This is a genomic window from Paenibacillus jepli, assembly GCF_047238105.1.
Classification (GTDB): Bacteria; Bacillota; Bacilli; order Paenibacillales; family Paenibacillaceae; genus Paenibacillus_D.
The window spans coordinates 893,763-911,929 of the sequence record NZ_JBDFMD010000001.1 but is presented as its reverse complement, the minus strand read 5'-3'; the positions used below and the strand labels follow the sequence as shown (position 1 = coordinate 911,929).

General features: G+C 56.9%; 20 protein-coding genes and 1 riboswitch. Of the genes, 17 read left to right on the top strand and 3 right to left on the bottom strand.

Features of this window, described 5'->3' with window-relative positions; all coding sequences use genetic code 11:
• The first annotated feature begins 215 nt into the window (after positions 1 to 215).
• From ABC336_RS04280 to ABC336_RS04245, 8 genes are all read left to right on the top strand, one after another.
• Positions 216 to 1,019 (top strand): AAA family ATPase, encoded by an 804-nt coding sequence (locus ABC336_RS04280; protein ID WP_413237490.1) that lies wholly within the window; start codon positions 216 to 218, stop codon positions 1,017 to 1,019.
• Between the two features lie 196 nt (positions 1,020 to 1,215).
• Positions 1,216 to 1,300: riboswitch (cyclic di-GMP riboswitch) on the top strand.
• A 75-nt stretch (positions 1,301 to 1,375) separates the two neighbouring features.
• Positions 1,376 to 3,046, top strand: a complete 1,671-nt coding sequence (locus tag ABC336_RS04275; RefSeq protein WP_413237489.1) for a pyridoxal phosphate-dependent decarboxylase family protein — start codon at positions 1,376 to 1,378, stop codon at positions 3,044 to 3,046.
• A 67-nt stretch (positions 3,047 to 3,113) separates the two neighbouring features.
• Entirely contained in the window at positions 3,114 to 4,793 is a 1,680-nt protein-coding gene (locus ABC336_RS04270) for a methyl-accepting chemotaxis protein (RefSeq protein ID WP_413237488.1), read from the top strand.
• Positions 4,794 to 4,939: 146 nt separating this feature from the next.
• Positions 4,940 to 5,983 carry an ABC transporter substrate-binding protein gene (locus ABC336_RS04265; RefSeq protein ID WP_413237487.1) on the top strand — a complete coding sequence of 348 codons (1,044 nt, stop codon included), beginning with the start codon at positions 4,940 to 4,942 and terminating at the stop codon, positions 5,981 to 5,983.
• Between the two features lie 35 nt (positions 5,984 to 6,018).
• Positions 6,019 to 7,023: a FecCD family ABC transporter permease gene (locus ABC336_RS04260; RefSeq protein WP_413237486.1), complete on the top strand. Its 1,005-nt coding sequence runs from the start codon at positions 6,019 to 6,021 to the stop codon at positions 7,021 to 7,023.
• A complete protein-coding gene (locus tag ABC336_RS04255; RefSeq protein WP_413237485.1) occupies positions 7,016 to 8,086 on the top strand; it encodes a FecCD family ABC transporter permease in 1,071 nt (356 codons plus the stop codon). Before ABC336_RS04260 ends, ABC336_RS04255 begins: the two co-directional genes overlap by 8 nt.
• A 286-nt stretch (positions 8,087 to 8,372) precedes the next feature.
• A complete protein-coding gene (locus ABC336_RS04250) occupies positions 8,373 to 9,326 on the top strand; it encodes a D-2-hydroxyacid dehydrogenase (RefSeq protein ID WP_413237484.1) in 954 nt (317 codons plus the stop codon).
• Positions 9,327 to 9,471: 145 nt separating this feature from the next.
• Positions 9,472 to 9,894, top strand: a complete 423-nt coding sequence (locus tag ABC336_RS04245) for a VOC family protein (RefSeq protein ID WP_413242435.1) — start codon at positions 9,472 to 9,474, stop codon at positions 9,892 to 9,894.
• A gap of 7 nt (positions 9,895 to 9,901) precedes the next feature.
• On the opposite strand, the gene ABC336_RS04240 is transcribed toward ABC336_RS04245, so the two are convergent.
• Together ABC336_RS04240 and ABC336_RS04235 are read right to left on the bottom strand one after the other, a co-directional pair.
• Positions 9,902 to 10,972 (bottom strand): saccharopine dehydrogenase family protein, encoded by a 1,071-nt coding sequence (locus ABC336_RS04240; RefSeq protein ID WP_413237483.1) that lies wholly within the window; start codon positions 10,970 to 10,972, stop codon positions 9,902 to 9,904.
• Positions 10,965 to 11,471, bottom strand: coding sequence for a MarR family winged helix-turn-helix transcriptional regulator (locus ABC336_RS04235; RefSeq protein WP_413237482.1), 507 nt, complete (start codon positions 11,469 to 11,471; stop codon positions 10,965 to 10,967). The genes ABC336_RS04240 and ABC336_RS04235 overlap by 8 nt, the downstream gene beginning before the upstream one ends.
• Positions 11,472 to 11,610: 139 nt before the next feature.
• Here ABC336_RS04235 and ABC336_RS04230 point away from each other — a divergent pair, with 139 nt between their 5' ends.
• The 9 genes from ABC336_RS04230 to ABC336_RS04190 all read left to right on the top strand — a co-directional run bounded on the left by ABC336_RS04230 (position 11,611) and on the right by ABC336_RS04190 (position 17,473).
• Positions 11,611 to 12,198: a dihydrofolate reductase family protein gene (locus ABC336_RS04230; RefSeq protein ID WP_413237481.1), complete on the top strand. Its 588-nt coding sequence runs from the start codon at positions 11,611 to 11,613 to the stop codon at positions 12,196 to 12,198.
• A complete protein-coding gene (locus ABC336_RS04225; RefSeq protein WP_413237480.1) occupies positions 12,191 to 12,754 on the top strand; it encodes a dihydrofolate reductase family protein in 564 nt (187 codons plus the stop codon). The genes ABC336_RS04230 and ABC336_RS04225 overlap by 8 nt, the downstream gene beginning before the upstream one ends.
• Before the next feature lie 310 nt (positions 12,755 to 13,064).
• Positions 13,065 to 13,547, top strand: a complete 483-nt coding sequence (locus ABC336_RS04220; RefSeq protein WP_413237479.1) for a DinB family protein — start codon at positions 13,065 to 13,067, stop codon at positions 13,545 to 13,547.
• A 21-nt stretch (positions 13,548 to 13,568) separates the two neighbouring features.
• The gene (locus ABC336_RS04215; protein ID WP_413237478.1) at positions 13,569 to 14,213 is read left to right on the top strand and encodes a TetR/AcrR family transcriptional regulator; all 645 of its coding nucleotides are present in this window, start codon (positions 13,569 to 13,571) and stop codon (positions 14,211 to 14,213) included.
• A 5-nt stretch (positions 14,214 to 14,218) separates the two neighbouring features.
• Positions 14,219 to 14,737, top strand: a complete 519-nt coding sequence (locus ABC336_RS04210; protein WP_413237477.1) for a DinB family protein — start codon at positions 14,219 to 14,221, stop codon at positions 14,735 to 14,737.
• A gap of 71 nt (positions 14,738 to 14,808) precedes the next feature.
• Positions 14,809 to 15,408 carry a hypothetical protein gene (locus ABC336_RS04205; RefSeq protein ID WP_413237476.1) on the top strand — a complete coding sequence of 200 codons (600 nt, stop codon included), beginning with the start codon at positions 14,809 to 14,811 and terminating at the stop codon, positions 15,406 to 15,408.
• Positions 15,409 to 15,422: 14 nt separating this feature from the next.
• A complete protein-coding gene (locus ABC336_RS04200) occupies positions 15,423 to 16,319 on the top strand; it encodes an SDR family oxidoreductase (protein ID WP_413237475.1) in 897 nt (298 codons plus the stop codon).
• The gene (locus ABC336_RS04195) at positions 16,316 to 16,768 is read left to right on the top strand and encodes a DinB family protein (RefSeq protein WP_413237474.1); all 453 of its coding nucleotides are present in this window, start codon (positions 16,316 to 16,318) and stop codon (positions 16,766 to 16,768) included. Before ABC336_RS04200 ends, ABC336_RS04195 begins: the two co-directional genes overlap by 4 nt.
• Before the next feature lie 42 nt (positions 16,769 to 16,810).
• On the top strand, positions 16,811 to 17,473 hold the full coding sequence (locus tag ABC336_RS04190) for a hypothetical protein (protein ID WP_413237473.1): 663 nt from the start codon (positions 16,811 to 16,813) through the stop codon (positions 17,471 to 17,473).
• On the opposite strand, the gene ABC336_RS04185 is transcribed toward ABC336_RS04190, so the two are convergent.
• The gene (locus ABC336_RS04185; RefSeq protein ID WP_413237472.1) at positions 17,470 to 18,072 is read right to left on the bottom strand and encodes a nucleotidyltransferase domain-containing protein; all 603 of its coding nucleotides are present in this window, start codon (positions 18,070 to 18,072) and stop codon (positions 17,470 to 17,472) included. The two genes, ABC336_RS04190 and ABC336_RS04185, sit on opposite strands and share 4 nt — an antisense overlap.
• Positions 18,073 to 18,167 lie beyond the last annotated feature (95 nt).

Genomic DNA, 18,167 nt, shown 5'->3' with positions numbered 1-18,167 from the left:
ATTGAGGCTGCAATCGGCAGCTTAACATCGTTATTGTAGCAAGCCCCTGTCATTCATCTGGCAGGGGTTTGTGTCGTTAGCTTCCGTCCGCTAGCAGCGATGCGAAGATAAATAATCATGACTAACAACTTGCTTGCATTCACCTTCGCTTGCTATAATAAAATGTAAACATTACGATTAAACCACAGGCAACAGAAGGACAAGGAGACTGCCCCATGAGCAAAACCAAATCGAACTCTCGTATCCCCCGAGCCAAGGGAATCGATACAGCCACTTACTACGCACCTAAAGAATGTGCAAAAAAAGTAAGGCGAATCGTACTGCCGCCCAAAAATCGCCAGATCGTCGAGGAGTTCGTAACCATCCTCGGGATGAAAGAAAAATTCGAGCTCTGCGATGTGCCGATTCCCAATAAGGTTGTTTTGTACGGACCGCCGGGGACAGGCAAGACGCTAACCGCTTTTTATCTCGCATCCCGGCTCGAAATTCCGCTCGTGCTTGTGCGGCTGGACGCGATCATCCACAGCCACCTGGGCGAGACGGCGAGCAATGTCCGCAAAATTTTTGATTATGCCAAGTCGGAGCCGTGTGTACTGTTTCTGGATGAGTTTGACGCGATCGCCCGCACCAGAGACAACAACGATGAAGTCAAAGAAATGGCGAGGGTAGTCAATACGCTGCTGCAATGTCTCGATGAGTTCGACGGCAACAGTATTCTGGCGGCTGCCACCAATCTGGAGACCGAGCTCGATATGGCAATCTGGCGTCGCTTCGATACGAAAATGTCGTATTGTATGCCCGATGATGGGGCCAGGTCGGAGTATATCGGTCTCTTGATCGGCGACTTTGGACATGAAGAGCAGGTCCGAGCATACGCGCAGGAATGCTTGGCCGGCTGCAGCTATGCAGACATGGAGCAGGTCATGCTCAAGGCCAAACGCAAAGCGATAATCGAGGATCGGCCGCTTAGTGTTCTGCACGTAAAAGAAGCTTACGTCGAGTATGCGCCGCACACCTAAATGTATTTCACGACTTCCCGTTAATAACTCGGGAAGTTTTTTTGTGGAATTTAAGTGCAAACAATACAGGGTGGTTAGCAATTTAAACTTTTGGTAAATTATGTTGCCAAGATGATTCTAATGAACTATAATAACTATCGGGATTATCAGATTGAGTGGGTCAAAGGTATAGAAAGTTTCACTTTTTCTTCGGAAATGAATAGTTAGGCAAACCTATTGAAAGATAGGGACGCAAAGCTAAAGGGACTAACTCCTCAGGGATAAGTCAGCCAGCTGCACTTGAGTAATGGGTGAATTGCGGGCCTTTTGTCCTGTGTTCACCTTTTTTGTGTGACCTTGGAGAAGGAGATGAAGCAATGAGAGAGAGAAACCACACGGCTGTAACCTCGTTATTCCCTAGCGAGGATGGCGATCTGCAAGAGAGAGAAAGACTCCTGCAGCTTATCGAACAACTCGTCAGCGGAGTAGACGAGCTCAAGGATCCGGACCGAGTCAATCTTAAAGGGGAGAAGCTGCGTACCGAGCGCTTCTATGAGGATCTGATCCGCTCGAGCATCATCCCGCAGAGCGGCAAGCAGCTGGAGCAGGTAAACCGCGAGCTGCTCGAGCTGCTGCATGATCATCCGTACCATACACGCTACTTCCTGACGAATATCCTGCCGATGGCCAGTACGCCCGGCATCCTGGGGATGATCACGGCGATGCTGGTCAATGGCAACAATCTGTGGGATGTCTATGGGCCTGCGGGTGCCGAAGCGGAGGTAAGGGTCATCAGCATGATGTCCAAGCTGGTCGGTTACGATGCCCACCGCAGCGGCGGATATACGACCTGGGGCGGGCAGGGCGCCGTCTTCACCGGCCTGCGTCTGGCGATCGCCAAGTTCGCACCGGAGGCCCCGCGCAAGGGCGTACCCGGCAATCTGTTCGCATTCTGCTCCGACTCGGCGCACTACAGCTTGTTCAAGTCGATGGAAGCGACAGGGATCGGCAGCGATCAACTGATCAAAGTACGTACGCGGGCGGACAGCGCGATGGATGTGGACGATCTCCGGGCGAAGCTGGAGAAGGTGATCGCAGGCGGCGGCATCCCGGTCTACATCGTCGCGACGACCGGCACGACCGATGCCATGGGCATCGACGATGCCGAGCTGATCTACGCGTCCGCAGCCGATGTTGCGGTGAGGCATGGGCTGCAGCGTCCTCATATTCATGCCGACTCGGCGCTGGGCGGCTTCTTCGCTTTCTTCAACGCGTATGATTTTGCGGACAATCCGCTCGGCTTCAAGCCGCAGGTCAGGGAGGCGCTGCAGGCCATCGCACGCAAGATGCGCCATCTGCAGTACGCCGATTCGCTCTGCTTTGACTTCCAGAAGCTCGGCCAGACACCTTACCTGACCAGTCTCTTCCTGGTCAAGGATGCGGCCGATCTCAGGCTGATCGATCTCCAGCCGGACGAGACCCCGTATGTGGGGCACCGCGGGTACGGACAGTATCATACGGGCTATACGCTGGAATGCTCGCGGATGGCCAGCTCGATCAGCATTTACAGTGCGCTGCTGGCTTTCGGCGTGGAAGGTTATCAGCGTCTGCTGGGGCAACTGGTCGAGGTCAACCTGACCTTCAGGGAAGTGCTCCGTACACAGCTGCCGGAGGCGATAGTTGTCAACGCGGACAACCCCGGCATCGTGACGCTCTTCCGGATCTATCCCGAAGGCGGGCCGGGCTTCGAGGAGGAGCTCTCCGGAAGCTGCAGTCTTGAGGAGATCGAGCGCACCAACCGTCTCAATGCATGCCTGTTCGAGGCGCTCGGCGAGCAGCGGGACCGTATTTTCTTCGGGGACACCAAGAAGCATCTGGTCGTACCGACTATCGACGGCGGCTTCACCGCATTATATGCGGCCAAAATATTCGTCATCTCCCCGTATACCGAGCCAGGAGATGTGTATGGAATAGTAGATTATCTGACAGAGCGGATCGGGAAAGCTTATGCAGCCTATGCGAATCCGTCGATCATCAGTAGGAGGTAGGACGTTGGAACAGCAGGATCAATCACCCCCCGCGAGGAGCTTTCGGGGCAGGATGCTCGTAAAAATCATGAGCAGCATATTAGTATTGGTGCTGCTCATCTGTACTGTATTTTGGATTACCGTATATCAGATGAACAAAAACCTTTCCGACAAGCTGGAAGATCAATTCGAGCTGCGGCTGACGACGAACATCCAGGCCGTAGCCAATTATCTGGCCGCGATTCCCGAGCAGGCATTCGATATCGATGGCCCGGATCATCCGGCCTATCATAAGATCAAGGCGCAGCTGGAGTCTTATCAGGACGATTATTCGCTGGAGAACGTCTATATCCTATGGCGCGCCGGGGAAAGGGAGCAGATCGTCATCCTGAGCGGTGTCGATGACGATTATGGCACCGAGTATCCATTCACGGACGAGATGAAGGCGGCGCTGGAGACGGACAGGCAGATCGTAAGCTCAATCTACGAAGACGAGTACGGCATCCACAAATCCGTCTTTATCCCTTTGAAAGACGCGAGCGGGCAAAATGCCGGCCTGGCCGGCATCGATCTCGACGCCTCCGTCGTGCCGGAGACGAGAGCGACGGTGTACACCGTAACGCTGGTAATTATGATCATCGTGGCGGTGGTCGGGGCGTTGGTCGCTTACTTCATCAGCCGCAGTATAACCAGGCCGATCATTCGTCTTGCCCAGGGCACGGAAAAGGTAGCCTCCGGATTCTTGTCGGAGCAAGTCTCGATCCGGCGGTCGGACGAGATCGGCAAGCTGGCGAAGGCATTCGAAGACATGCGCAGCAATCTGGAGACGCTGATCCGGCAGATCTCGGCCTCTGCTCAGACGGTGACTGCGACCAGTGCCCAGCTGTACCAATCATCGGAGGAAATGAACACCAGCTCGCAGCAGCTGGCGGGCACGATGAATCATATGCATGAGGGCGTGGCTGAGGTCGCATCATCGATTACTGGCAGTGCCGCTGCGATCGGCGAGGTCCATACCGACCTGGCGGCAGTCAACCAGGAAGTCCGATCGATGCAGGAGATGGCCCGGGCGGCCGGCACCCAGTCGGCAGAAGGTCAGCAACTGGTCGAGCAGACGCTGCGGCAGATGGATGCGATCCAGCAGGAGATGCGGCAGTCCCAGGAGGCGGCGACACAGCTCGATTCACGGTCCAGGGAGATCGGTGAGATCATCACGATCATCACGGATATCGCCCAGCAGACCAATCTGCTCGCGCTCAATGCTTCTATCGAGGCAGCGCGTGTCGGCGAGCATGGCAAAGGCTTTGCCGTTGTAGCTGACGAGGTCAAGAAGCTGGCCGACCAGTCGTCCAAAGCTGCCGGCTCAGTGACCGAGCTGATCTCCGGGACGCAGCATGACAGTGTGCTCGTCCTGCAGAGCATCTCTCAAGGGTCTCAGGCCGTGGAGCAGGGCCAAGTCTGGATCCGGGACATGTATGACAATTTCAATCTGATCTACAGCGGCATCTCGGCGTTCTCGGAACGGATGGATCATCTGCAGCTGGCGCTCGACAAGGCCGATCGTTCCTTTGAGGTCATCGCCGGGTCGATGCAGAGCATCTCGGGGATAACGCAGGAGCAGTCGGCAGGCTATGAAGAGGTGGCAGCTGCGGTCCAGCAGCAGAGCGCGACGATGCAGGAGATTACGAGCGCGATCCGCCATTTGACGGAGATGGCAGAGGAGCTGCAGACGTCGGTACGTCGCTTCAAGATCGCGGATCGGACATAAGATGCGATGATAAGGGCAGCCTGGCAGCAGGCTGCCCTTTGGGTTTGCCGCAATACATTCCTTGACAAAGTTAAAAGTAATCATTACAATTAAAACGTTGATTTTATAATAGTAATAATTACGTATATGTTGAGGGGAATCGGACAATGGGAAACAGAAAGAAATCGGCATTATTACTCATGATGATTGTTGTGCTGCTCCTGCTGGCGGCTTGCGGCAATCCGGCGGAGAACAGGGAGGAGACGGATGCCGCACCTGTGAATGCAGCGCCTGCGGGCAATAGCGGAGGCAATCTGGCTGCAGGGGAAGAAGAGATCTTCCAGGCTGTAACTGCGAAGGATGTGACCGGCGAGACGATCGCGGCTGACGAGCCGGTAGTGAAGGTGGCGTGTATCGTGTCGCTCTGTGTCGATGTGCTTGCCGAGCTGGGTATGGAGCCGGTGGCCGTCGCCGAAGGCGGCGTCCGGGTGATCGCCAGCGCACCGGAGTTCTACGGGAGCAAGGGCGAGACCTTCCCGTCGATCGGCGGCAGCTTCTTCGAGCCGAGCCTGGAGGACCTTGTCACTGCCGCACCGGATCTCGTCATCGGTCTGCAGGGTGTGCATGATGCCTTGCGCGAGGGGTTGGAAGGGATAGCGCCACTCTACCTGGCCAATCCGGTGCATTATAACGATTCGCTCGCCATCCTGGAGACGATCGGCCAGCTCACCGGCAGGACAGAGGAGGCCGCGGCTGCGCAGCAGCGGTTCCAGGACAAGCTGGAAGGCGCTTCCGCCGAGGCTCCCAAGGACAAGAAGGCGCTGATCATCTACGGCTCGGATGTGAATTTCTCGGTCATCACTGATTCGGGTCTCGGCGGTACGGTCATGAAGGAGATCTCGGACTATCCATGGAAAGTCGAGAAGCCGGAGGACGATCCATTCGGAGAAGGCGCTGTTCCTTATTCGCTGGAGCGTCTGCTGACGGAGGATCCGGACGTCATCTTCGTGCAGAGCTACACGTTCAGTCCGGACGCCGCGCCAATCTCCGAGCAGCTGGCGGCATCGCCGCTATGGGAGAAGCTCGCAGCGGTACAGAGCGGACAGGTCCACGAGGTTCGCTCGCCGATCTGGGGCGACGGCAGGGGGACGCGCTCCCTGGGCATCCTGATCGACGAGTCGATGGCGATCCTCTATCCGGATCTCCAGTAGGAGGCACGGCTTTGATAACAGAGGAGACACGTCATGTGACCGGAAGAAAAGTGATTCTTCCGGTTTTTCTGATGCTCGTCGCACTGGCATTGACGATGGCGATCGGACTGAGATCGGGTACGCCGTTCTTGAGCTGGAAGGCACTAGCGGAGCTCTTGTGGGCAGGAGGCGGCGAGGAGCTCGCCCGTACCATCGTAATCGACATCAGACTGCCGCGCTTCCTGCTGGGCCTGATCGTCGGCGCGCTGCTGGGAGCGGCAGGCACGCTGATGCAAGGTGCGCTGAACAACCGGCTGGCAGGACCGGAGCTGCTAGGCATATCAGCGGGGGCTTCGCTGGCTGTGGCCGCGATCACCGTGCTGCACATGCCCATACCGTTTCACCTGCATCCGCTGCTGGCGCTGGCGGGCGGTCTGGCTGGCGGGCTTGTCGTCGTCCTGGCTGCCAAAGGAAGCAAAGGCGCGACAGGCATGCTGCTCGTAGGGATGGCCGTATCGGCCATGCTGAACGGGCTGTTGGTCGTCTTGATCACATTGGGCACCGGCAACGATGTGAATCTGCTCTACACATATCTGCTCGGATCACTGGCCAATCGCGGATGGGATCAGGTGCTGCGGATCCTGCCCTGGACTGTGCTCATGCTGCCATTGGCACTAGGACTCGCCCGCTCGGTCAATCTGCTGCAGCTCGGCGACGAGACAGCTGCCGGTCTGGGGATCAAGGTCGATCGAGTCCGACTGCTCGTGCTCATCGTCTGTGCACTGCTGGTCGCAGTGACGGTGGCGCAGTGCGGCCCGATCGGCTACATCGCGCTGCTGGCTCCACATCTGACCAGAGCCATCATACGGTCGCAGGATGTGAGGCTGGTGCTGCCTGTATCGGCTGTATGCGGCGCGGCGCTCCTGACAGCGGCCGATCAGTTGGCCCGGCTGTGGCTGGAGCCGATGGAGCTTCCCGTTGGCGTATGGACGACGCTGATCGGCGGTTCTATTTTCCTGGTGTATATCGTGAGTAGAAGAGGAGGGGGAATCCATGGCTAGGCTCCTCGGCTCAGGCTCGGGAACGTTCGGCACCCGGCGTTTTCTGTGGACCCTCGCCGTGTTGTCGGTGCTGCTCCTGTCACTGGTTCTGCTCCATCTTGCATTTGGCCGGACTGTCATGTCGCTGCCAGAGGTAGCCGGGGCGTTGCTCAACCTGTCTGAAGATCCTGCTGGCCGGCACATCGTCTGGAATCTGAGACTGCCGCGCGTGCTGATCGCGATCGCTGCCGGCGCGATGCTGGGCCTCGCGGGAGCGATCCTGCAGATCGTGCTTCGCAACCCGCTGGTCGAGCCGGGGCTGATCGGCGTATCGGCTGGTGCCGTACTGTCCATGGTGCTTGCGATGCAACTGCTGCCGGCCGCTTCGCTCTCCGGCAATCAATTGTCGTTCCTTGCCATGGCAGGAGGGATCCTGACGGTGCTTTTCATCTACCTGCTTAATGGCTGGAGAGGCAACAGCGGCGCAAGGCTGGCTTTGACGGGCATCGTGGCGACCTCGATCCTCCAGTCGCTGACCTCCCTGCTGCTGCTCCGGCAGCAGCAGGGGCTCGCTTCGATCCTGCTGTGGAATTTCGGCTCCCTCAATGGACGGGTCTGGACGCATTGGCATCATTTATGGCCGTGGGGGCTGACCTTTGTCATCCTGGCGTTGCTGCTGGCCCGTCGAGCCGCTGTGCTCCGGTTCAGCGATGATACAGCCGTGGGACTGGGGCTCGCGGCCGGCCGGACCAAGCTGATGCTGCTGCTCGTGGCCGCAGCGCTGACAGCGTCGGCCGTATCGGTTGTAGGCGCGATCGGCTTCATCGGTCTCATCGGTCCGCATATCGCCGGACGGCTCGTCGGGGGACATCCGATGCGGCTGTTTCCGGTCAGCGCATTATTCTCGGCTGCCCTGCTGACAGCGGCAGATTGGGCGGGGCAGAGCGTCACATTGACGCTGACCCTGCCTGGCCTGGAGCATCGCGTCTCGAGCTTGCCGGTCGGGGCAGTGACGACCTTGCTCGGCGCACCGTTCTTCCTCTATCTCCTGCGTCACAATTTTATGAATCGGCGAAGTGAATAAAACATACAGCCACTGTTCTCTAATTAGGGGAGCAGCGGCTTTTTTGCAAATATAAGCGTACATGATTTTCTCATCAACTTAGCTTTTATTTCTCCGGAATGAAACACGCTGCGCCTTATGCTTACGAAGCCAGTTTTGCTTTGCAAAACTCTTAGGCGAAGCCGTTTCACCTTGGGTATAATGGTTTTGAAAGAAATTCCGTTTTTCGATTCGCACCGAAGCACAACAGGGTAAGTGGGTAATGAGTATTTACATAATCTATCACAGGTTGAAGGAGTGGATGCGTATGTCAACCATGATCGTGTTTCCGCAGCTCTCGGAGGAGGGGATCCGTCGGATCCGGGAGGCGGCTCCCGAGGTTACAGTCGTGATCGCGGATCAATCGGAAGATCTCGCGGCTGACCTGAAGTCGGCAGATATCATCTGCGGCTGGAAGGGTGAAGCAGAGAAGGCTTGCGAAGCAGAGGATACGAGCATCAAGTGGGTGCAGGCGTGGGGAGCGGGGATCGACAGGATGCCGCTCGCGCTCATGTCGCGGCGCGGCATCGCACTGACGACGGCCAGCGGCGTGCACCCTCACCCGGTGTCGGAGACGGCGCTGGCGATGATCCTGGCCTTCGGCCGCAAGCTGCATATCTCGATCCGCAATCAGGCAGAGCGGCATTGGGAGAACCCCGGCGGACTTACGGAGATCTACGGCAAGACGATGGGGATCGTCGGCGTTGGCGCGATAGGAGAGGAACTCGCAAGGATGGCCAAAGCATTGGGGATGACGACGCTTGGCGTCCGGCGCTCGGCCGCGCCCGTCGACACGATCGACCGGATGTATGGCCTGGACGATCTGGATACGGTATTGGCCGAGAGCGACGTCGTCGTGGCGATCATGCCGCTGACCGATGAATCGCATCATATGTTCGGCCGTGAGCAGTTTGCCCGGATGAAGGAGACAGCCATCTTCATCAATGTGAGCCGCGGAGCAACAGTCGACACCGATGCGCTGGTCGATGCGCTCCGCAGCGGAGTCATCGCGGGCGCCGGTCTGGATGTCTTCGAGCAGGAGCCCCTGCCGGCAGAGCATCCGTTGTGGACGCTCAGCAACGTGATCATGACCCCGCACAACGGCGGCGTTACAGACCGTTACGAAGAGCGGGTACTGGATATCTTCCTGGCCAATCTGGCGACTTATCTGAAAGAAGGCAAACCCTCCATCAATCTGGTTGATACAGAACGGCAGTATTAGATGCTTTCGATCAATAATGAACATCTGGTCCGAACAAACGGGTATCTAAATGCAAGATGACCGTTTTTTACAAGAATGAGACCATGCGGCTGGTCCATAATAGGGGGGCAGGCATACGTAATTGAAATAGGAGGATCAAAGAATGATGAAACCAACCATTTCTGTGCTGACGATCGGAGTAGATGATCTGGAGAGATCTCTGCACTTTTATCGGGATGGACTCGGTTTCCCGACTGAGGGGATCATCGGCCGGGAGTTCGAGCACGGCGCTGTGGCCTTCTTCGAGCTGCAGGGAGGGCTGAAGCTGGCGATCTGGCAGCGCAAGGATCTGGCTCATGAGGCCAAGGTACCGCCCGGCGCACCCAGCTCTACCGAGATGACGATCGGCCACAACGTCGGCAGCGCCGAAGAGGTCGATGCGATCATGGCGCAGGCCGAGCGGGCGGGAGCGGTCATCCCGGATCCGGCGCATCACACGTTCTGGGGCGGGTACTCCGGCCATTTCCTGGATCCTGACGGCCATCTGTGGGAGATTGTCTGGAACCCTGCCTGGGAGCTGGTGGATTAACGAGGATTTACCGGATCGTCAAGGATGCCGTTTCATCGAATGCCGGCGCCAGCTCGTTATAGTCAAACAACTGCTCAATATGAAACACACCGCCCGGTGTCTCGCTGCTGCAAAGATGCGTGGCGACTGCTGCCGCAGCGAGAGCGGTGACCTCGGATTCATGACGGCCGGTCAAGATGGCTTCGGCTATCGCGTACTGACCGTTGCGGCTGCCATGTGCCTCGACCTTGATTGCGAAGATCGGCTGGCCGATCCGGATATTCGAGAAGGCGCGGATCGCCAGGGCTTGGAGACGGGGGCTGCGGAGCAGGTACAGGAGGCCGAGCTGCTTGGCGGCGGCCATCGTATCTGTCAGCCATCCGGGATCCAGAGAGAGTCTCGTGGATACCTCCGGGACATGCAGTGTCCGCGATAGGATGTGTTGATCGGCGAAGTTAAAGCGGTACGCCCGTCGTGAGCCCAGCGACCCGCCGTAATCTACCCTCCTGCCGTCGCCCATGCTGGATCTTCTCATTTCTTCTCCTGAATGGTGTGTTCGCGCTGTGAAATCAGTGGCGGCGTTGTCCAGTGTCCAGGCCAGGGCGGCCTCGCCGTGGTCATCGCCCATCCCGAGCAAGACGCTGATCTCGATGCGTTTCGTCGTATCAACAAGACTGTGCACATGCTTCGCCAGCAAGTTGGTCAGCCCCGGAGCGAGACCGACGCTCAGTACAGCCGTCGAACCGCTGCCGGCTGCCGTCTCATGGAGAGCCTCTACTTGAGAGAGGAAGCGGTAATCCGCCGAGACGTCGATATAATGGATCCCTCTGTCCAGGCATGCCCGGACAAAAGTTGTATGCTGCTGATCCATACACATGATGACCAGACGCACATCCTCTAGCAACGCAGCCTCCGTCTCTTTAGACACATCAATCGCCATCGGAAGGATGCGTCCTTCGCTTGGCTCGCAGAACGCCTCCGCCTTCACAAGATTTCTGCCTGCAGCGATAACCTGCCCCGGATAACGTTTCGCCAGCTCCAGAGCGATCCTGCCGCCGACATGGCCGTAACCCCCAATGACAACGATCTTTTCATTCATAGCCGCTTTCCTTTCTGCTTTTAGAACCGTTGTGCGGCTCCAGCATGTCATTCAATATCGCCAGACTTTTCTCAAATGCCCGGATCTCCTGCTCGCTCAGTTGCGTGCGAAGGCGATCATAGAATTGATGATGGACAGCCTCGTGGGCCGTGTAAGCCTCCTTTCCTAGCGGAGTGAGGGAGAGCAGGGTGGAGCGAGCGTCCTCGGGATGAGGCGTGCGGGACACCAGTCCTTTGGTTTCCAATCGCTGGATGAGCTGTGTGATCGCGCCCTTAGTCACGCCCAAGCGGGCCGCCAGGTCACTCATCAGGATAGGAGCCTGGATGCCGATCGCATCGATGGTATGAATTTCGCTTGGCGACAGGGTGCCGGCGCTGCCAAACGTGTGGGGCTGACGCTCCAGCCTTCGCAGCTGCATGATCAGCCGGCCGAGACTTCGACTGCCTTGATTGGCTTCCTCGTTGTGCTGGTTCTCCATATGTGCTTTGAAATGTGTCATGCATTTAGTTTAGTATCTAAACTATAAAACGTCAAGAGCCGGGGCCAGCAAGTCCCCCATGACCGCAATTGAAAAGTAATCCAGGCTTTTTGGTATGTTATGGTTAGGAAGGGTTAGCAATGTTGAAGGAGGTAGGGCAATGAGAAGAGTCATCTATTCCCAAATGGTATCTCTGGACGGCTTCATCGAAGGACCGAGAGGGGATATCAGCTGGAGCGCGCCGGATGAAGAACTGTTTGCCTACATTCAGGATAGGGAAGCGCAAGTCGATATGCATTTGTACGGTAGACACACCTATGAGAATATGGCGGCTTATTGGCCGACGGCAGATGAGCAGCCTTTGGCAACGGCGCAGGAGATTGCGTTTGCCCAGTCATGGAAGCAGGTGGAGAAGGTCGTATTCTCCAGGACGCTGGAGGGTGTGGAGTGGAACAGCAGGCTTGTCCGCGACAACATCCAGCACGCGGTTGAGGACCTAAAGGCAAGGAGGGGCGGCGATATGCTCCTGGGCGGCGCTGGCTTGGCGGCTACCTTTATGGAGCTTGGATTGATCGACGAATTCCATCTGTATACCCACCCCGTTCTGCTAGGCGATGGCAAGCCATTTTTCCCCGCACTTCAGCACAAGGTCGGGCTGGAGCTCGTGGAGGCGCGCCGATTCGGGGGCGGTGTCGTGATGCTGCATTACCGGAGACAAGGCGAGAGAGGAGCGGGTGCTGATGGCTAAATGGATCTCGCAAATGATGGTATCGGCGGACGGTTTTTTCGAGGGACCCGACCGGGAGATCGGTTGGCATCAGGTGGACGGGGAGTACAACGCCTATACATCCGGTCTGCTGGAATCGGTAGAAGCCATCCTCTTCGGCCGGGTAACATACGAGCTGATGGCCGATTATTGGCCGACCGCAGCAGCGGTGGACAACGATAGGGTCGCCGGGCATATGAACCGTCTGCGGAAGTATGTGGCCACTCATACGCTGCAGCATGCGAGCTGGCACAATACAACTGTGCTGAGCGGCGACATCGCGGACAGTTATGTCGGGCTGCAGCCGCCCGGCGGCGGGGATGTGGCCATCCTGGGCAGCGGCACATTGGCAGCGTCGATGTCGCAGGCCGATCTGATCGATGAGTATCAACTGATCGTCAATCCGGTCGTACTGGGCAGCGGCCGGCCGTTCCTGAGCCGTCTGAACCCGCGCATGCGTTTGGAGCTGGCGGAGGTCAAGGCGTTCCGTTCGGGCAATGTGCTGCTCGTTTATCGTTCGCTGACCGCTCGCCGCTGAGTTGTGCCGAGCGGTGGCAGCCAGGCAGGTAGGAGTACCGTTTCGGCAGGTTCTGTGCGGTTCCCATCGTCTAAAGTGGCTGTATTGGGAGAGAGCTCCGGCTGTCAGTAGAAGCGGGCGGGACATAGCGCCTACGGGAACCGCGTACGTTTGTCCCCAAGCTGACCTATCATGCTAAGCGGACCCAGCAGGCGCTACTTGCGCAAAAAGCGTGGAATGCCAAACAGCAAAATATAGTTTGCACTTCTTACAAAAAATGAGTACACTCTAAAATAAGTGTACTCATATTTCTTCAAGGGAGGCAAGCCTGATGGACACAATCATTCAAGCGTATGAGAGCGGAGTAGTGAAGCTGAGCAAGGCTGCAGAGGCATTCCCGCCGGAGCAGCTAGACTATCGCAGCTCTGCCGACAGTTGGACGATCCGCGAGATCATCGTCCATGTCGCCGATGCCGAGATAGTGGCGGTGCACCGGATGAAGAGCGTCATCGCCGAAGAAAGGCCGCTCCTGACGGCGATTGATGAGAAGAAATGGACCACCCGTTTGGCCACTCAGACGCAAGATCCGCAGCTGGCCATCCAACTGTTCGCAGTGCTCCGCCAAGGGATGGCAGCGGTGCTGCGTGAGTTAACGCCTGCGGATTGGGAACGCACGGGCGTGCATACGGAAGCCGGGATCCAGACGCTGCAGCAGATCGTGGAAGGCTATACCGAACATCTGCACGTGCATCTGCGGCAGATCGAACGGGTGCAGCATGCTTATCACGCCAGCCGGAAGCAAGCGGACACCTAGAACTTACACAGACGGGAGACCATGATGGGATTAAGGGAGCGCAAGAAAGAAGAAACAAGGAGAGCCATCCTGGAGCAAGCTGCCCGGCTGTTCGAAGCCAAAGGCTACCAGCAGGTAACGACTGCGGAGATTGCACGTGCAGCAGGGATCGCCGAAGGTACGCTGTTTAACTATTATCGCAATAAAGGGGAACTCTTCGTCGCTGCGGTCATGCCGCCTTCCGATGATCCGCAGGCAGCCGATATCGTGCTGTCACAGATGAGCGCCCGGCACCTGACTGCGACGATCGTTGCCATGCTGGATCAGGAATTGGCCAAGATGAAGCAGGTAAGCCGTGGGCTGCTGCGGGATTATTTCGCGCTCGTCTACAGTGGCGCTTCCATCGACAGTGCTGAAGCCCGCAGCGGCCTGTTTGCCGCAGACGACCGCATGCTGCAGCAGATGATTGCTTTTTTGGAGGTGCAGCGAGAAGCTTACCCCGAAGCATTGGCGGAGCTCGACATGCAGACCGCATCCACTTGCATCTTCGGCTGCGTCGTTACTCTGCTCTCCCAGTATGTGCTGATGGAGGAGTGGACCTATGAGGCGCTGCTGCAGGCGATGCATGATCAGATCTTGTTTGTATTGACAGGTCATATCCGCGAAGACGTTTCGAATAGGAGGTGAACTGGATGCGACTAGATGAAGCGCTGCCGCTGCTCCAGCGAACGCCTGATGTGCTGGAGGCGCTGCTCGCCGGACTTCCGGAGCCTTGGTTGACCTGCCATGAAGGCGCCGACACCTGGGACGCGACAGAAGTGCTCGCGCATCTGGTGGAGGCCGAGCGTACGAATTGGATGCCGCGCCTGCGAGGGATGCTCACGGGCAGCGGCGCGAAGCTGCCGGCTTTCGACCGGTTCGCGCATAAGCAGCGGGTCAGCGGGCAATCCCCCGACCATCTGCTGCTTGCTTTCAGGAGAGAGCGTACATCCAGCCTGGAGCTGCTGCATGAGATGAACGTAGATAAGGAGCAACTGGCTCATACAGCGGTGCATCCGGAGCTAGGCAACGTCAGCGTGAGCGAGCTGATCGCCACATGGGTTGTCCACGATATGACGCACCTGAGTCAGATCCTCAGGGTGATGGCGGGCCGTTACCGGGCGGATGTCGGACCGTGGTCCGCTTACCTGAGTATTATCCAGCCGCGATGAAGCGGCTCTTTTCAACCCCGAAAAATGAGTATACTCATTTTAAAATTATTAAACAGAAAGAGGTCTGCGAGATGAACAATAAAGCTCCACGGATTGATTGGTCCTATGAAGGCAAAACCGATTTCTCCGCAGGCACAGGCGCGTACGATTCCGAACGCTGGCTGAGTTTGTTATCAGCGCTGATCATTCCAGCTTTTGTAGCGGTTATGATAGGGCGGGGAGATGTATCGTGGTCGATCGCCCAGATCATCGTTGCTCTGGTGTTGGCTGCCGACATCAGCGGCGGACTCGTCTCCAATGCCCTTAATTCCTGCAAGCGATTCTATCACACGCCGCCCAAGCCGCATGAAGGGAAGACCGGTCGTGTCCTGAAGCATCCCGTCTGGTTCAGCATCCTTCATCTTCATCCGGTGGTCGTCGGCCTATGGCATGGCGGGGGAGATTGGATATATGGCCTATCCTGGTACATCATCTATCTCCTATCTGTTGCTCTGGTGCTCATGACGCCGCTGTACTTGCAACGCCCTGTTGCCATGCTGCTGATCATGGTGGCCTTCCTAATTAATGGCTATGTCGTCGATGCCGTCCCGGGCTTTGAGTGGCTGATGCCGCTGTTGTTCATTAAGATCGTCTATGGCCATCTGGTTCGCGAAGAACCGTATCGCAGATGAGGGAGTGAGGTGGGATGAAAACCGTACTGATTGCCGGCGCATCCGGGTATCTCGGCCGCTATGTGGTCCAAGAGTTCAAGCGTCAGGGCTTCCGGGTCCGGGTAGTGGTGCGACGGCCAGAGGCCCTACAGCAGGAAGGCCCGTTCCTGGCTCCTGCCATCGCAGATCTGGCCGATGAGATATTCGTCGGCGAACTGACCCGGCCTGAGTCGCTCCGTGGGCTCTGCGACGGGGTGGATATCGTCTTCTCGTCTGTAGGGATTACCAGACAACAGGAAGGCTTCACCTATGAGGATGTCGATTTTGGTGCGAATATGAATCTTTTGTATGAGGCAGTCCGAGCGAGTGTACAGCGATTCTTGTTTATATCAGTGTTCCAGGCGGAGCAATTCCGTCATCTGGAGCTGGTGGAAGCCAGGGAACGGTTCGTAGAAGCATTGACCGGATCGGGTCTCTCGTATACGATTATCAGACCAACAGGATTTTACTCTGATTTGACCGAACTGCTACACATGGGTGCAAAAGGGGTGATCATGCTGCCCGGCAAGGGAGATTGCCGGATGAATCCGATCCACGGAGCCGATCTTGCCCGATTCTGCGTGCAGTCGGCGGAGGGCGGGCCTCCCGAGCTATCGGTCGGCGGGCCGGAAGTGTTCACCTACCGGGAGCTGGCTGAGCTGGCAGGCACGCTCGTCAGCAGAACTCCCAGGCTGCTCCGGCTGCCCCATTGGCTGATCGCGGCGGGCCTGGCGATTCTGAAGCGGGTGAACCATCCGCTACACGGGGCGGCGGCCTTCCTTAGCGCCGTCACGACGACCGATTTGATAGCGCCGGCAGCAGGGGAGAAGCGGCTCTGTCCGTATTTTGAAACGTATCTATCCGATCAGGAGAAGAGGAGGAAGCGGCCATGAAGACAGTGTCGCTCATGATGAAGCATCTTTTTTGGGCCAATCGCCAGGTTGTGGAATTATTGGAGAAAGGTGAAGTGCAGGATCCGGCAGCGCTCCGGCTGCTTCGGCACATGGCGGTAGCGGAGCAGGTCTGGCTGATCCGCCTGAATGGCGGCAGCACGCGGCATCTGACCTTGTGGAAAGACGGCGTGCAGTCCGATATTGCTGCCATGATGAGAGACAACGAGCGGAGCTATAATCAGTATCTCGAGACGCTCACCGAGCAAAAGCTGGATAGCATCGTGACCTATACCAATCAGCAGGGGACGCCTTTTGAAACTTCAGTCCGCGAGATTGTGACGCATGTCGCGCTGCACGGCCAGTATCACAGAGGACAGTTCAACCGGATGATGGTCTCATCGGCCCAAAAGCCGCTCGTCTTCGATTATATCGCGTTTGCGAGGTTATGAGCAGTGATTTGATTTTAGTTGCAGCAGAACGGGGGGAATCTTGTGAATAAGCCGCCCAACGATACCACTCCGAGTTTCTCCCGTTTCGATAACGAAACAAGGGAAGAGAAGGAAAAGGCGTATCTGAATTTCGAGGCGTCGCAGCGAATCCGGGACCGGCGGGAGGAGCGGCTGCGACCGTTCATGAAGGCCGGGAAATTATTGCTGGCAGCTGCATCGCTGCTTCTGATCATCTGGGCCATCACGTCAGCTATCTGGGCCATCCCGTTACGGGTTTCTCAGGAGTACCCCGCTGTTATGCTGAGAATGGAAGATCCGTCCGTGGTGGAACCAACGAAGATCCGGATCGAAGGCCAGTGGAAGCGCCGGCTGTTCGCCGATCCCCGGTTTGAGGGATCTATGGTCATCGATAGCTTTGAGCATACGGCCACGACAGAGCTCGCCGATCTCACTTTCATTACAGACGCACACAATAACAAATTTGGTTACTTAACGTATGTGGATTTTGAAATCGGGACGTTGGATGTGCAGACCCTCGGTTTGATCTGGCAAGTGAATCGGATGGAAGAGGTAGCCATCTGGGTCTTCGAGCCTCTGACTGGCGACCGTAAGAGTACCAAGGATCTCATGATTGCGGGACCTGCCGAATCCAGAGAAGAAGCAGTTGCGATTATTGAGCGGCACACCAGGTACGGAGAACCTTAGAAGCAGGTCATCCAGGCATGCCCTTGCGGGAACTGGCTCATTAATGAGCGTTTTAGCCAATCTTTTTCCTGCGGTTCCAGGAGGGGGAGCATCATTCGAAAATCCTGGTGATCTTTCTCCCGGATTTGGGACGAGCCTCCCTTATAAAGAAGCTGAATTTCCGGTCTCAAATAGGGTATGCCTGCGGCTGTTTTCAACACGATATCATCCATCGGTTTTCGAATGGATGGCTCTCTTTTATAAATCCAAGTGTTATCTATACGATCAATAATCATCAGTTGAAATGCCCACGGCGCATCGCCGCTCTTACTGATCCAGACATCGCTGGTCGCTTCCAGAAATTCACCCTCCTCCCAAAGCTCCAGTTTCCCATCCTCGGCCTTGTACAACCTCCAATCACGCGCTAGATGCTGATAGACTATTAACTGCTCTTCACGGATTATACTGATATCGATGTCGCTATGTGTTCTTGTCTGCTTGCCAACGTGCAAATCAAGGGCCCATCCTCCTGACATATACCACCGAGCCGGGATGCCGGCAAACATCGCGTTAATTTGCGCAACAGTCAGGGGCCGCCAATTTTCAATATCTGTCCTCATCGGTTGTCCTCCCATTCATATGAGGTTAGTTGAGATCTTATATCTTACACCCATTCAGCCGCCTCAGCAAGGCGTCAGCCGGACCAGCAGCTTGT